14 protein-coding genes are annotated in these 14,393 nt (G+C 72.1%); 7 read left to right on the top strand and 7 right to left on the bottom strand.

Features of this window, described 5'->3' with window-relative positions:
• Window positions 1-51 precede the first annotated feature (51 nt).
• Window positions 52-1,116, bottom strand: coding sequence for a hypothetical protein (locus E1266_RS06870; protein ID WP_132044910.1), 1,065 nt, complete (start codon window positions 1,114-1,116; stop codon window positions 52-54).
• Between the two features lie 282 nt (window positions 1,117-1,398).
• Here E1266_RS06870 and E1266_RS06865 point away from each other — a divergent pair, with 282 nt between their 5' ends.
• On the top strand, window positions 1,399-1,860 hold the full coding sequence (locus tag E1266_RS06865; RefSeq protein ID WP_132044908.1) for a VOC family protein: 462 nt from the start codon (window positions 1,399-1,401) through the stop codon (window positions 1,858-1,860).
• Between the two features lie 40 nt (window positions 1,861-1,900).
• Here the strand turns inward: E1266_RS06865 and E1266_RS06860 are convergent, their stop codons facing one another.
• From E1266_RS06860 to E1266_RS06850, 4 genes are all read right to left on the bottom strand, one after another.
• Window positions 1,901-3,124 carry a ketosynthase chain-length factor gene (locus E1266_RS06860; RefSeq protein WP_132044906.1) on the bottom strand — a complete coding sequence of 408 codons (1,224 nt, stop codon included), beginning with the start codon at window positions 3,122-3,124 and terminating at the stop codon, window positions 1,901-1,903.
• Window positions 3,121-4,392, bottom strand: a complete 1,272-nt coding sequence (locus E1266_RS06855; RefSeq protein ID WP_132044904.1) for a beta-ketoacyl-[acyl-carrier-protein] synthase family protein — start codon at window positions 4,390-4,392, stop codon at window positions 3,121-3,123. Before E1266_RS06855 ends, E1266_RS06860 begins: the two co-directional genes overlap by 4 nt.
• 28 nt (window positions 4,393-4,420) lie before the next feature.
• The gene (locus E1266_RS39830) at window positions 4,421-4,549 is read right to left on the bottom strand and encodes a hypothetical protein (protein WP_279436307.1); all 129 of its coding nucleotides are present in this window, start codon (window positions 4,547-4,549) and stop codon (window positions 4,421-4,423) included.
• A gap of 62 nt (window positions 4,550-4,611) precedes the next feature.
• Window positions 4,612-5,805: a ParB/RepB/Spo0J family partition protein gene (locus E1266_RS06850; protein WP_132044902.1), complete on the bottom strand. Its 1,194-nt coding sequence runs from the start codon at window positions 5,803-5,805 to the stop codon at window positions 4,612-4,614.
• Window positions 5,806-6,061: 256 nt separating this feature from the next.
• Between E1266_RS06850 and E1266_RS06845 the strand changes: the two genes are divergently transcribed.
• The 4 genes from E1266_RS06845 (at window position 6,062) to E1266_RS06830 (ending at window position 10,325) form a co-directional block, all read left to right on the top strand.
• A complete protein-coding gene (locus E1266_RS06845) occupies window positions 6,062-6,814 on the top strand; it encodes a gamma-glutamyl-gamma-aminobutyrate hydrolase family protein (protein WP_132044900.1) in 753 nt (250 codons plus the stop codon).
• Between the two features lie 111 nt (window positions 6,815-6,925).
• Window positions 6,926-7,573, top strand: a complete 648-nt coding sequence (locus E1266_RS06840) for a sulfotransferase family protein (protein ID WP_132044898.1) — start codon at window positions 6,926-6,928, stop codon at window positions 7,571-7,573.
• A 51-nt stretch (window positions 7,574-7,624) separates the two neighbouring features.
• On the top strand, window positions 7,625-9,421 hold the full coding sequence (locus E1266_RS06835) for an FAD-dependent monooxygenase (protein ID WP_132044896.1): 1,797 nt from the start codon (window positions 7,625-7,627) through the stop codon (window positions 9,419-9,421).
• Window positions 9,422-9,548: 127 nt separating this feature from the next.
• On the top strand, window positions 9,549-10,325 hold the full coding sequence (locus E1266_RS06830) for an alpha/beta hydrolase (protein ID WP_132044894.1): 777 nt from the start codon (window positions 9,549-9,551) through the stop codon (window positions 10,323-10,325).
• 75 nt (window positions 10,326-10,400) lie between these two features.
• Here E1266_RS06830 and E1266_RS06825 read toward each other — a convergent pair whose 3' ends face one another.
• On the bottom strand, window positions 10,401-10,730 hold the full coding sequence (locus E1266_RS06825) for a TcmI family type II polyketide cyclase (protein ID WP_132044892.1): 330 nt from the start codon (window positions 10,728-10,730) through the stop codon (window positions 10,401-10,403).
• Window positions 10,731-10,786: 56 nt separating this feature from the next.
• Window positions 10,787-11,572 (bottom strand): 3-oxoacyl-ACP reductase FabG, encoded by a 786-nt coding sequence (fabG, locus tag E1266_RS06820; protein WP_132044890.1) that lies wholly within the window; start codon window positions 11,570-11,572, stop codon window positions 10,787-10,789.
• A gap of 211 nt (window positions 11,573-11,783) precedes the next feature.
• On the opposite strand from fabG, the gene E1266_RS06815 reads away from it, so the two are divergent.
• Both E1266_RS06815 and E1266_RS06810 read left to right on the top strand, forming a co-directional pair.
• Window positions 11,784-12,812 (top strand): methyltransferase, encoded by a 1,029-nt coding sequence (locus tag E1266_RS06815; RefSeq protein WP_132044888.1) that lies wholly within the window; start codon window positions 11,784-11,786, stop codon window positions 12,810-12,812.
• Between the two features lie 54 nt (window positions 12,813-12,866).
• A complete protein-coding gene (locus tag E1266_RS06810; RefSeq protein WP_132044886.1) occupies window positions 12,867-14,393 on the top strand; it encodes an FAD-dependent monooxygenase in 1,527 nt (508 codons plus the stop codon).

The raw sequence follows: 14,393 nt of genomic DNA, 5'->3' as shown, positions 1-14,393 counted from the left end.
CGCCCGGACCGGCCGTTCCGTCCGGCCTCAGCAGTCGCGTTTCCGGGGTGGTCAACGTATGGAGCGCAGGGTCACCTTGCGGATGAGGTGCACGTCGGTGAACGGCCCCGTGGACGCGGCGAACCCGAACTTGACGGTGTTCGGAACGGGCTGCGGCACACGGAATTGCAGCACTCGCTGGAAGCCGCTGCCGAAGTCGATGTCGACCGTCGCCATCGCGTTGGACCCGGGCGGCACGGCGACGCGGACGACCCGCTTCACCGGCTCCAGCAGGGCCTCGGCTCGCGCCGGTGTCACGCCGGCGGGCATCTGCCGCAGATCCCCGTTGAGCCGCCCGGGAAGGGAAGACGTCCAGGGGCCGGTGGTCGTCGTGTTGCGCGTCGTGGCGGCGAGGAAGCAGTAGCCGTCGATGCCGTTTCCCGGTCCGCGGGCGGTGACGATGTTGGCGCCGGGGGAAGGCGCCGGGAAACGCGTCCCGGCCGGGGAACGCTGCGCGCAGCCATTCCCGCGCCTTTCTCCGTCGCCGAAGTAGTCGCCCAGGACGTCGAGTCCGATACCGAGATATCCGCCGTCGACGCCCGGGACGAATTGCGCGTCCGCCCTGCCGTCCGGCAGTTTCTGGGCATAGCCCAGGCTGCCGCCGAACGCGCCCGGCGTGGTGAGCCGCCCGGCGCCGTCGGTGAGGAAGAAGGAGATCCCGTCCGCCGGCGTCCGGGTGGTGTTGCCGTACTGCCACTGCTCGAAGGTCGCCTCCACGCCGTTCGCCGCCGGGACCGGCGAGTCGAACATCACGGCGCCGGTCTCCTCGTAGTGGGCGTCGGTGAGCTGGAGGTATCCGCGGGGCGCCGCACCGGCCGGCGGCACGGGCCCGGCCGGGCCGGGGTGGCATCCGCCGAGCGGGTGGTTGGCCGCCTCCTGGACCGGGCCTCCGCGCCGCGCGCCCGTCAGGCAGGCGGCCCCGTACCCGATCAGCCGCGAGTCCGCGGTGGCTCCGGTGAACGACTCGTCGAACAGCACCGCCCCCGGCGCCCGGTGGGCGGCCGAGGCGTTTCCGGTCGACGCGACGGCCGCGGCGACTCCCAGGACCGCGATGACACCGGTCAGCCCACGTCTCATATTCGATTCATTCCTCTCGACTTCGCTGCGCTCTCCTGCCGGATTCATATGACCACAACGCTGCGCCGAGCACCAAGCATTGTCCGGCTATTAGCGCCATTCGCACCAGATCATTACAAGAATGCATGGCACGCAATAAAATGGTCAGGTTCGCACCATGGGCCGTCGAGCGAGTCTTGACCGGGTGGAGAGCGGCCGCCGCGATGATGGGGCCCTTCGAGCACGACCACCCGGCGCGGCCGGGGCCGGTTCTCGATCGATCTCTCCCGACAAGGAGCGGCCATGACGTCCGAGCCGAGCACGCAGCAACTCTCCGTCTTCCTGATGTTCCATGGGAACGCCGAGGAGGCGATGGACTTCTACACGTCGCTGTTCGAGGACGGCGAGGTCCTCCAGGTCATCCGCGCCCGCGCGGAGGACTCCGGCTGGGCCGAGGGCACCCTGCAGTACGGCATCTTCAAGCTCGCGGGCCAGCAGGTCGTCTGCAGCAACACGCCGCCGCCGGACAGCCGGCTGCACGACCTCATGCCCTGGCACGAGTTCACGTTCAACCCGGCCATGACGATCTACATACAGCGTGACTCGGTAAAGGACTTCGACAAGCTCTACGAGGCCCTCGCCGAAGGCGGCGAGATACATCTGCCCGCGCGCGACTACGGCTTCAGCCCGAGGTTCGCGTGGGTGAGCGACCGTTTCGGGATCTCCTGGCGGATCGACCTTTCCGCCGACTCGGCAGCCGCCTGAAGGCGACCGCCGCACCACCGGCCGTGGTTCGAGGGCGAGGTCAGTTCCAGTCGGCGGATCCCAGGACGACGGCGGAGTTGAAGCCGCCCCGGCCTCGCGCGAGGACGACGGCCGTGTCCACGGACGCGGCCCGCGGCGCCGTGGTCACCAGGTCGATGTCGTACTCGGGCGAGAGGGTGACGTTCGCCGTCGGAGGGATCATTCCCGCGCGCATCGACAGGAAGGCCGTGGCGACGTCCAGCGGAGCGGCCCCCGAGCCGAGCCTCCCCGTCATGGTCTTGGGCGCGGTGACCGGGACCCCGTGGGGGCCGAACACGTCGGTGATCGCCGCCGCCTCGACGCGGTCGAGTTCCGGGACGGCGGCGGCGTCGGCGAAGACGACGTCGACCTCCCCCGGCGGCAGGCCCGCGTCGTCCAGCGCGATCTCGATCGCCTTCCGCAGCGTCGGCGGGCGTCCGCTGCCCGGTCTCGGGTCGAAGGTGGACCCGTAGCCGCGGATCTCCCCGTACACGCGGGGCGCGCCGCGCCGCCGCGCGGCGTCGGCGCTCTCGACGGTCAGCAGGCCGCCGCCCTCCCCCGGCACGTGCCCGGCCGCGCAGGTGTCGAAGGGGAGGTAGGCGCGTTCCGGCCGGTCGCCGGTGCTCAGCCTTCCGCCGGCGAGCTGGGCCGCCCATCCCCACGAGCAGATCGGGGCGTCGACACCGCCGGACAGGATCAGGTCGCTGCCGCCGCGGACATGGCGGCGGGCGTGCGCGATGGCGTCGAGCCCGCCCGCCTGGTCCCCGACCAGCACGCCGCTCGGGCCCCGCATGCCGTGCCTGATCGAGATCTGGCCGGTGTTGACCGCGTAGAACCAGGCGAACGACTGGTAGGCGCTGACGTACTGGCCGCCCTTGCTCCAGAGGTTCTGGAGCTCCCGCTGGCCGAACTCGAACCCGCCGCAGGTGCTGGCGGTCACCACGCCCACCCCGAACTCGGGCAGGTCGGCCACGCTGACCCCGGCGCCGGCGAGCGCCTGCTCCGCGCCCACCAGGGCGAGCTGGGTCATGCGGTCGGTCTGCGGGACGAGCCGGCTCGGGAGGTGCTCCTCGGCGCTGAACCCGGAGACCTCCCCGGCGAGCTGCGCCGGGTACCCGCTCGGGTCGAACCGCGTGACCCGGCCGATGCCGCTCTTCCCGCCGCAGGTGGCGGACCAGTACTCGTCCACGCCGAACCCGTTGGGAGCCACGACGCCGATTCCGGTCACCACCGCCCGCGCCGTCACGCCGTGCTCCTTTCGGGACGGGCGAGGACCATCGCGCTCTGGAAGCCGCCGAATCCGCTGCCGACCGTCAGCACCGTGTCGGTCCGCCGGTCGCGCGCGGTCAGCGGCACGTAGTCGAGGTCGCATTCTGGGTCGGGCTCGTGCAGGTTGGCCGTCGGCGGCACCGCGTCGTTCTCCATGGCCAGGACCGAGGCCGCGATCTCGATCGAGCCGATCGCGCCGAGCGAATGGCCGACCATCGACTTGATGGAGCTGACCGGCGTGCGGCGGGCGTGCTCACCGAGGCCGCGCTTGAACGCGGCGGTCTCGTGCCGGTCGTTCTGCTTGGTGCCGGAGCCGTGGGCGTTGATGTAGTCGATGTCCTCCGGATTCGTCCGCGCGTCGTCCAGCGCCGCCCGGATGGCCTCCGCCATCTCCCTGCCGTCGGGCCGCAGCCCGGTCATGTGGAAGGCGTTGCAGCGGGAGGCGTAGCCCGCGATCTCCGCGTACGGGCGGGCGCCGCGGCGGCGCGCCGCGGCCAGCTCCTCCAGGACGAAGACCGCGGCGCCCTCGCCGAGCACGAAGCCGTTGCGGGTGCGGTCGAACGGCCGGGACGCGTGCGCGGGATCGTCGTTGCGCGGCGTGGTCGCCTTGATCGCGTCGAAGCACGCCACCGTGATCGGCGAGATGGGCGCGTCCGTGGCGCCGGCGATCATCACGTCGGCGGAGCCGTCCCGGATCAGCCCGGCGGCGTAGGCGACCGAGTCCAGCCCCGAGGTGCAGCCGGTGGAGACCACGGTGGCCGGGCCCTCGGCACCGGCCGCCCAGGCGACCTCGGCCGCGAAGGAGCTCGGCACGAAGTAGTCGTACAGGTGGGGGACGGCGTACTCGTGGTCGACGAGGTCGAGCCGGCCGCCGTCGCTGACCACCCGGTACTCCCGGTCGAGGCCCATGGTGGCGCCCACGGCGGTGCCGATGGCGACCCCGGTGCGGTGGGGTTCGACGGAGCCGAGGTCCAGGCCGCCGTCCGCCATCGCCTCCCTCGCCGCGACGACGGCGAACTGCGCCGCCCGGTCCATGCGGCGCGTCTCCTGCGGGCCGAGGCCGTGCAGCCAGGGGTCGAAGTCCGCCTCGGCCGCGATCCTGGACCGGAAGGGCGACGGGTCGAAGAAGGTGATCCCCCTGGTCGCCGTCCGGCCCGTGCTGAGCAGGTCCCAGAAGTTCTTCACTCCGATTCCGCCCGGCGCCAGCACCCCCATTCCGGTGATGACTACCCGTCGGCCGGTCATACGGACTCCCAGCGATTGAGTTTCATCGTCACGATCCCTCCGTCTCGCGCGGCCGTTCGTCCGGGCCGTCGCCGTAGTACTCATCCCAGACGAAGGGCCAGTACATCCAGCCCACCCAGATCAATTCCTCGTCGAGACGACGCAGGATCGACCGCATGACGGATTTCAACCAAGCCCGCTTCACCCTGGCGTTCCTCCCTCCGGCCGCGGACCGCGTTATTACGCCGTCTCCTGCCGGTTTCTGAGCTGCTGGGCGAACAGGCTCCATTCCTGGCTGATGGCCTCCGCCATGGGGGCGATGACGGTCTGCCAATGCGCCGGGACGGTGTTGAGGAATTCCCGCCACCGCTGCGGATCGGCCGCGTGCAGCGACATCCACCGGAGGAACTCCTTGCCGCTGTCGGTGTAGCGGACGGCCGGGTCGTTGGCCATCTTGGCCACGATCTGCGGCCAGGTCGGCGGCAGGTCGGCGTGGTTCCGGCGGCGCAGCGGCGTGCTGTTGTCGGGCGGCGGCGCCGCGTCGTCCTCGTCGGGGAGCCTCCTGACCGCGCGGGGAACCGGCCGGGCGGCGGGCCCGGCGGGCGATTCGGCGCTTGCATCGGGGGGCGGCGCGGCGGTGGGCCGGTGCCCGTTGCGCTCCGGGTTCACGCCCCGGCGCAGGCGGGCCCGGACGTCGTGGACCGTTCCGAGCGACACGTCGGTCTCCCGGGCGACCTGCCGGAGCGGGGCGTCGGGGTGGGCGGTGATGTACTCGGCGGCGCGGAGCCGGCCCTCCCCCGGGGTGACCGGGCGCCGCTTCCCGTCGCGGCCGAGGCGCTTGTCACCGAGCCCGCCGGCCGCCGACCGGCCGCGCAGCGACGCGATCGTCTTCGCGCTCAGGCCGGTGATGGTGGCGATGGCCCGGTCGGACCAGTCGGGGTGGGCGGCCAGGACGCTCTTGGCCCCGAACACGCGGTCGGCCTTGGACAGCGGCAGCCCGTGCGAGCTGTTGGCCTTCATGGCCAGGACGAGCGCCTCGGAGTCCGTGCAGTCGACGAAGCGGGCCTTGACGCTGCTGTCGCCGCGCAGCTTGGCCGCCTCCAGCCGGTGCACGCCGTCGATGACCCGCCAGCCGTCCTCCTGGACCAGGAGGGGCGGCAGCTCCGCGGCGCCGGACGCGTCGACCAGCAGGTGGACGTGCGCGGCGTCCGTCCCGCTCTGCCGGAGCCCGGGTCCCGGCGACAACGCGCCCACCGCCACCTCGCACGCGGGCAGCTTCTCGAAGTTCTTCAGGTTCAGGCCGTCCGCGTGCGAAGGGTCGGCGGCCGGGTCGTCGGCATCGTGCCCGGCGGAACCGACATCGCCCGCGACGCCGACACCCGCGACACCCACACCGCCCGCGACCAGGAGAGCCTGTCCATTGCCACCAGCCATGCCCGGTGCTCCTCCCTGCTGCTGCCGTACCCGATGGACTCTCGCAAGGGCGCCTTTAAGCGCGGTCGACGGCGGATGGACGCTCTCTGGACCGGCGATGCAGCGCCGCTGGTGCGCGTTCATCCGGGCGTTCTCCTCAGTTGAACCGCCGGTGGAGGAAGGCGGGCACTGTTCGCCTGCGCCGCGACCGTGATTTCGTTCGGTGGCATTCCTCAGTGACGGTCACCCGAGACAGGGCGGAAGGACGGGGCTTGTCATGAAGCAATCGCCGAACGGTGCGGTGAGCACCCGGCCCGCGGCCGGGCGGCAGGTGATCGGGATATGCGCGCGGACGGCTCCGGTCACGCTGCAGGGCAGCGAGATGACCGTCAGCCTGGCGTTCCAGCCGCATGTCGAGCGGCTCGCCTCCGCGGGCTGCACTCCCCTGCTGGTCCCGCTGCTGCCCGGCGTCGAGCACATCCTCGATCGCCTGGACGGCCTGCTGGTCCCGGGCGGCCCGGACGTGGACCCGTCGCTGTACGGAGGCACGGCGCACCCCCGGACCCGCGGCGCCGACCCGGCCGTGGACGCCGCCGAGCTGGCACTGGTCGAGGGGGCCCTCGGCGCGGGCCTGCCCGTCCTCGCCGTCTGCCGCGGCATGCAGCTGCTCAACGTGCTCCGCGGCGGCACGCTGCACCAGCACCTGCCCGAGGTCACCGGCAACGACGACCACTGCCCGGAGACCGGGGCGTTCGCGCTCGGGCGGCACCGCCTGGACCTGGAGCCCGGGAGCCGGATCGCCGAGATCCTCGGCGGAGACTCGCTGGAGACCGCCTGCCACCACCACCAGGCGATCGACCGGCTCGGCACCGGCCTCACCCCCACCGCGTGGGCACCGGACGGGGTGATCGAGGCGGTGGAGGTGACCGGCCGGCCGTTCGCGGTCGGCGTGCAATGGGAGGCCGGCCACACCGGAAACGAATGGCTCTACCGCGCCCTCGCCGATGCCGCCGCGCACGCTTCCGCGTGACCGCCGCCATTCTCTTGAACACCATCGGGTACTTGCGGCCCGGACCATCCCGGAAGCAGGGTGCTGGGCCATGCGGTTCGCGCCATCGACGACCGGAGGGAAAGCGACCCGATGAAAATCATCAACGCCGGCCTGGGCCGGACGGGCACGACTTCGCTGAAGGTCGCCCTGGAGCGGCTGGGTTACGGGCCGTGCTTCCACATGTTCGACATCGTCGGCGACGAAGCGCGCCTCGCGCAGTGGGAGAAGATCGTCTGCGACGGGCAGAGCCCTGATTGGGACGCTGTTTTCGACGGCTACAACTCGGCCGTGGACGGGCCCCCGTCCGTTTACTACGGGGAAATGGCCAAGGCGTTCCCCGAGGCGAAGATGATCCTCACCGTGCGGGATCCCGAGCGCTGGTACCAGAGCACCTACGACACGCTTTACCAGTTCGTCCTCATGAACGAGTCGAAGCGGCCGGACCCGCGCTCCATGCCGGCCCGGATCTACCGCGTGACGAGCACCATGGTCTGGGACGGCCTTTTCGGCGGGCGCTTCTCCGACAAGGAGCACGCGATCGAGGTCTTCGAGCGGCACAACCGGGAGGTCGTGGAGGGCATCGACGCGGGCAGGCTCCTCGTCTACGACGTGAAGCAGGGCTGGGAACCGCTGTGCGAGTTCCTGGGCGCCGACGTGCCGCCGGACCCCTTCCCGCACGCCAACGACACCGCGACCATGCGCGAGCAGCTCGCGCGGGCGGCCGGCGGAGCCCCGTGAGACGCCCGAACCGGAAGTAGAACCGACGTACCGTCAGAAGGAGCCGGTGGAATGGCGGATAAGGGGACGGGCACGGGAACGGTCGAGGTCCCGGTCCTGATCGTCGGCGGCGGGGGATGCGGCCTGGCCGCGTCCGTCTTCTGCTCCGACCACGGCGTCGGCCACCTGCTGGTGGAACGGCACGCCGGCACGTCGGTGATCCCGAAGGCGCACTACCACAACCAGCGCACGATGGAGATCCTGCGCCAGCACGGGCTGCACGGGGCGGTGGCCGAGCAGGCGGCGCCGGTGGAGGCGTTCGCCAAGGTGCGCTGGCTGACCTCGCTGGACGGCGACCGGCCGCTCGACGGCCGGATGATCCACGAGATGGACGGCTTCGGCGGCGGCGTGCTGCGCGAGCGCTACTCGGCGGCCGGCCCCGTCCTGCCCACCAGGCTGCCGCAGAGCCGGCTGGAGCCGATCCTGCGCCGCCATGCGGAACGGCGGAATCCCGGGCGCATCCTCTTCGGTCACGAACTGGTCGAGTTCGCGGACGAGGGCGACCGCGTCGTCGCCACGGTCCGCGACACCCGGACCGGCGCGGTCCTCGACATCGCGGCGCGGTACCTCATCGCGGCGGACGGCGGCCGCACGGTCGGGCCCGCGCTCGGCATGGAGATGCGGGGCCGGCCCGCGCTGCGGCAGATCACGACCGTGTACTTCTCCGCGGACCTGTCGCCGTGGTGGCGCGAAGGCGCGCACATGACCCATTTCCTCAACCCCTACAATCCCGGGCTCTTCAGCAACCTGTTCGAGATGGGGCCGACCTGGGGAAAGCACTGCGAGGAATGGGTCATGCACTTCCACCTCCCGCCGGACGAGGCCGCCGGCGCGGACGAGGAGGCGATCGTCCCCCGGATCCGCGAAGTGCTCGGCCTGCCCGGCCTGGAGCCGAACCTGCTGGGCGTGACGTCCTGGACCGTCCAGGGGCTGCTCGCCGACGGCTACCGCCGGGGCCGCGTGCTGTTCGCCGGCGACGCCGCGCACCGCCAGCCGCCGACCGTCGGCCTCGGCCTGAACAGCGGGATCCAGGACGCGCACAACCTCGCCTGGAAGCTGGCCGCGGTGCTCACCGGCCGGGCGCCCGACGGCCTGCTCGGCAGCTACGAGGCGGAGCGGCGGCCGGTCGGCCGGCACAACATCGACTGGGCGCTGTCCGCGGCGGCCCACAACCAGGCGATCCTCGGCGCCATCGGCCTCGGCGCGAACACCCCGCCGGAGCGCCGGGAGCGGATGTTCGCCGCGTACTTCGACCCGTCCCCGCTCGGCGCGGCCGGGCGGGCGCGGGCCGCGGAGATGTTCGCCACCGCCCGCGGCGGGTACCAGGCGCACGACCTGGAGATCGGCTTCGCCTACGAGGACGGCGCGGTCTGCCCGGACGGCGGCCCGCCCCCGTCCCGTGAGCCGCTGCGCGACGTGTACCGGCCCACGACCCGTCCCGGGCACCGGCTGCCGCACGCCTGGCTCGACCGCGGCGGGCGGCGCCTGTCGACCCACGACCTCGCCGGCGCCGGCCTCGGCTTCGCGCTGCTCACCGGCCCGGCGGGAGCGCCGTGGTGCGAGGCGGCCGCGCAGGTGGCGGAGAAGTTCTCGATCCCGATCCGGACGGCGCAGATCGGGGACGGGGCCGAGTTCGCCGACGCCGACGGGCAGTGGGCGGCCGTCCGGGAGACGGCCGACGAAGGCGCCGTCCTGGTGCGTCCCGACAACCACGTGGCCTGGCGCAGCATGGGCGCCGGCGACGATCCCGCAGGTGCTCTGGCGGACGCGATATCCCGGGTTCTGCACCACGACAGCGCCGCCCGTTAGCGACCCCCCGGGGGCGCACGATGACCGAACTCCCTGGTGGGACGGCGCGACGCGTTCTCTAGCGGCCGTCCAGCGGCACGCCGCAGATTGGGACACGGACACAGCCATTCGCCAGGAGGAGGGCGTCATGCGCAAGGTCGTTTCGCGGGACGGCACGACGATCGCCTACGAGAAGGCGGGTGACGGCCCGCCGATCGTGCTGCTCAACGGAGCGTTCCGCGACCACACGATCTTCGAGTCGCTGGTGCCCGAGCTGGCGCCGCACTGCACCACTTACGTCTACGACCGCCGGGGCCGCGGCGAGAGCGGGGACGCGCCCGCCTATGCCGTCGAGCGGGAGATCGAGGACCTCGTGGCGGTCATCGGCGAGGCGGGCGGCGAGGCCGTGGTGTTCGCCGGGTCCTGCGGCGCGAACCTGGCGATCGAGGCGGCGCTGGCCGGCGCCCCGATCACCAAGCTGGGGCTGCACGAGCCGTTCTACCGGGTCGGCGACAATCCGAAGCCTCCGGCCGGCTTCACGGACACCCTCCGCGCCCTGGTGGAGGACGGCAGGCGCGGCGAGGCCGCGGAGTACTTCCTCACCGAGATGATGTGGCTCGACCCCGAGATGATCGCGAACTGGCGGCGGACCCCGCTGTGGGCGACGAACGAGGCGAACGCGCATACGCTCCTCTACGACACGGCCATCTGCGGCGACTTCGAGGTCCCGGCGCGGCGGCTGGCCTCCCTGCCGACGCCCGCGCTCGTCGTCAACAGCGAGAACACCGGCGACTGGCTGCGCGCGGCGGCGCGGGAGACCGCGGCCGCGCTGCCCAACGGCTGGGGGATGCAGCTGCCCGGTTCGTGGCACCGGATCGAGATGGACATCCTCGGCCGGGTCCTGGCGGGGTTCGCGACGACGTGACCGGCGGGCCCAGCCCGCAGACGTGACCCGCGAGCGCGCCGCTCGCGGGTCACGTCGTGCCGGCTCCGCCGGCCGTCAGCCGCCCGGCTCCCAGTGGTAGAAGCGGGTCGCCATGGCGTCGGCGGGCGAGCGCCAGGTCAGCGGGTCGTAGGCCTCGATGTAGCCCTTCAGGTCGTCGCTGATCTTGATGAAGCGGGGGTCGGTCCGCGCCTGGAGGATCCGGTCGCCGCCGTGCTCGTCGTCGAAGTCCTGCAGGTGGAAGTACAGGCCCTGGTAGGTGAACAGCTCGCGGCGCCGGGTGCCCATGCGGTCCGGCATGTCCGTCCGGTCGAACTCGCCGAACAGCCGCGCGACGTCCGGCCGGCAGCGCGGGTCCATCCGCGCGACGATCAGGGTGCTCTGCATTTGCGCTCTACCGCCTTCACTGCGAGTTCGCTGTATTTCGGGACGAGGGTGGGGCGTCAGTAATTCCCGAGCCCTCCGCAGACATTGATCGCCTGTGCCGTCACGGGAGCGGCGGCGTCGCTGACCAGATATTCCACGAGCGCCGCCACCTCTTCGGGAGTGGAGTAGCGGCCGAGCGGGATCTTCGCCTGGAAGCGCTCCAGGATCTCTTCCTCGGTGGTGTCGAAATGCGCGGCGTAACCCTGCCGCACCCGCTGCGCCATCGGGGTCTCGACGTAGCCGGGGCAGACGGCGTTGACGGTGACGCCGGTCTTCGCGAGTTCCAGGCCCAGCGCCTTGGTGAATCCGATGACGCCGTGCTTGGAGGCGGAGTAGGGGGCGCCGAGCACCACGCCCTGCTTGCCGCCGGTGGACGCGATGTTGATGATCCGCCCCCGGCCGCGTTCGAGCAGCCGCCCCGACCGGAGCGCCTCCCTGGTCATCAGGAAGACGCTGTTCAGGTTGGTGTCGATGACGTCGTACCAGAGCTCGTCGGCGATGTCCGCGGTGACGCCGCCGCCGCTGCGGCCGGCGTTGTTCACCAGGACGTCGATGTGCCCGTACCGCTCCACGGCGGCGCCGACGAGGCGCGCGACGTCCTCCGGGCGCCGGACGTCCGCGGCCGCGCCGTCGGCCTCGTACCCGTTCGAGCGGAGCTTGCCGACCGTCTCCTCGACGGCCTCCGGGGTGCGGGAGCCGATGAAGACCTTGCAGCCGCGGCCCGCGAGAGTTTCGGCGACCGCCAGGCCGATCCCGCTGGTCCCACCGGTGATCAGCGCAACCTGCTGTCCATTGTCCGCCATTCCGCCTATCCCTTCGTAGGACTTTTGCCACGGCAGCATGGCATGGCGCCCACTAATCTCGGTCGAGCGCGGATAGATTCCCGCTCGGTTCAACCGGGCCCATTCCTCCGGTTGAACACCACTCGGTTGAACAAGGCCGAAGACGAGTTGCGGGCGAAAAAAGCACGAATCTATGGTCGGGCACCAGAGGCTACCAATCCAGGAGGCGAAAATGTCCGCAGTGCCCACGGTGCGGGACCAATCGGCCGCGTATTCTTTGCTCGACCTGATCCAGGGCGCGGTGATCACTCAGGCGATCTCGGTGGCGGCCAAGCTCGGCATCGCGGACGTCCTCGGCGACGGGCCGCTGTCCGCGCAGGAGATAGCCAAGCGGGCGGGAAGCGACCCCGAGGCGACGCACCGGCTGCTGCGCACGCTGTCCGGCTACTCGGTGTTCGCCGTCGAGCCCGACGGCCGGTTCGCGCTCACGCCCATGGCCGAGGCGCTGCGCGAGGACGCGCCGGACTCGATGCGCGGCATGGCCGTCCTGATGGGCCACCCCCTGCTCTGGGAGGACTGGGGGCACCTGCTCGGCTCCGTGCGGACGGGCGAGGCCAACCTGCCGAAGCTGAGGGGCATGGGCGCCTACGAGTTCCTCGGCGCCAACCCCGAGTACGCCGCCGTGTTCTTCCAGGGCATGGGCAGCATCTCGGCCTCGGAGACCGAGCCGGTGCTGGCGGCGTACGACTTCTCGCGGTTCCGCACGATCGTCGACGTCAACGGCGGGCGGGGCGGCCTGCTGGCGGGAATCCTCGCGCAGGCGCCGGGCTCCCGGGGCGTGCTGGTCGAGTCCGAGGCCGCGTCCGCGGACGCGGCGGCGGTGTTCGAGGCCGCCGGTGTCGCGGACCGGGCCGCGATCGAGGACGGCAGCGGCTTCGGCAGGCTGCCGGCGGGCGCGGACGCCTACGTGCTCAAGCACGTCCTGCACGACTTCCCCGAGCCCGAGTGCCTCGCGGTGCTGAAGAACGTCCGGGACGCCATCGCCCCCGGCGGCAGGCTGCTCCTGGTCGAGTACGTGCTCGGCGGCGGCAACGAGCGGCACATCGGGAACGTCATCGACCTGTGGCTGCTCCTCCTGCTCGGCGCGAAGGAGCGCACGCTGCCGCAGTACACCGAGCTGTTCGCCAAGGCCGGCCTGAAGGTCACCGGGGTCGTCCCGACGACCTGCCCGGTCTCGATCGTCGAGGCGGTACCTGCCTGACCCCCCGGTGCCCCCCCACTCGAAGCCAAGCCCACTCGAAGCTGAGGACAGAGCATGGAAACCGACGTAATCGTTGTCGGCGCCGGGCCCACGGGGTTGACGCTCGCGGGCGAGCTGCGCCTGGGCGGTGCCGAGGTCATCGTCGTCGAGCGGCTGACCGAGCGGGGCTGGCAGTCGCGCGGCATCGGCTTCACCGCGCGGGCCACCGAGATGTTCCACCAGCGCGGGCTCCTCGACCGCCTGGAGAACCCCGAGATCACGAGGCGGGGGCACTTCGGCGGCGTCCCGATCGACTACGGGATCCTGGAGGGGGCGCACTTCGGCGTCCGCAACGCGCCCCAGTACAAGATCGAGGAGATGCTCGAAGGGTGGGCGCTGGAGCTGGGCGCGCACGTGCGCCGCGGCTACGAGCTCACCGGCCTGGAGAGCACCGGGGACGGCGTCACCGCGGTCGTCCGGGGGCCGGACGGCCCCGAGGAGTGCACCGCCCGCTACCTGGTCGGCTGCGACGGCGGGCGGAGCACCGTCCGGCGGCTCGCCGGGTTCGACTTCGCCGGCGCCGACGCGACCCGCGAGATGTTCCTCGCGGACGTCAAGGGCTGCGACATCAAGCCCCGCCGCATCGGTGAGCTGCTCCCCAAGGGCATGGTCATGGCGGCTCCGCTGGAGCACGGCTACACGCGCATCATCGTGTGCGAGAACGAGCGCCCGCCGGACGACGGCGACCAGGTGACGTTCACCGGACGCCAGGTCGGGTTCACCGAACTCGCGGACGCCTGGCAGCGGCTGACCGGCGACTCGATCCACCACGGCGAGGCGCGCTGGGTCAGCAGCTTCACCGACGCCACCCGCCAGGTCACCGAGTACCGGCGCGGCCGGGTGCTGCTGGCCGGGGACGCCGCGCACATCCACCTGCCCGCGGGCGGCCAGGGGCTGAGCGTCGGCGCGCAGGACGCCTTCAACCTCGGCTGGAAGCTGGCCGCGACCGTCGCGGGCCGGGCCCCCGAGGGGCTGCTCGACACGTACCACGCCGAACGGCACCCGGTCGGGGCGCGGGTCCTGCTCAACACCCTCGCCCAGGGGACGCTCAACCTCAACGACGACAAGGTCGAGCCGCTGCGGAACGTCATGGCGGAGCTCAGCGAGATCCCCGCGGTGGCGCGGCACCTGATCGGCATGGTGAGCGGTTTCGACGTCCGCTACGACATGGGCGCGCCGGGGCGGCACCCGCTGCAGGGCGGGCGGATGCCCGACCGGGAGCTGGCGCTCGCCGGCGGCGGCCGGGACCGGATCGCGCGCCTGCTGCACCCGGCGCGGGGCGTCCTGATCACCGCGGACGCGTCGGGCGAGACGGCCCGGACCGCCGCCCGGTGGTCCGACCGCGTCGACGTGGCCGAGGTGCGGGAGTTCCCGCCCGGACCGGAGGAGGGCGGCGCGCCGACCGAGTCGGTGCTCCTCCGCGCCGACGGATACGTCGCCTGGGCCGCGCCGGACGGGGGCGGCCTGGAGGACGCCCTGCGGCGCTGGTTCGGCGCGGCCCGGAAGGACCACGGCGTCCGAGTGCCGGCGTCCGCCCGCTAG

This window comes from Actinomadura sp. 7K534, from assembly GCF_004348575.1.
GTDB classification, from domain to species: domain Bacteria; phylum Actinomycetota; class Actinomycetes; order Streptosporangiales; family Streptosporangiaceae; genus Spirillospora; species Spirillospora livida.
The sequence above is the reverse complement of the archived record's forward strand: the minus strand, read 5'-3'. Positions and strand labels throughout refer to the sequence as shown.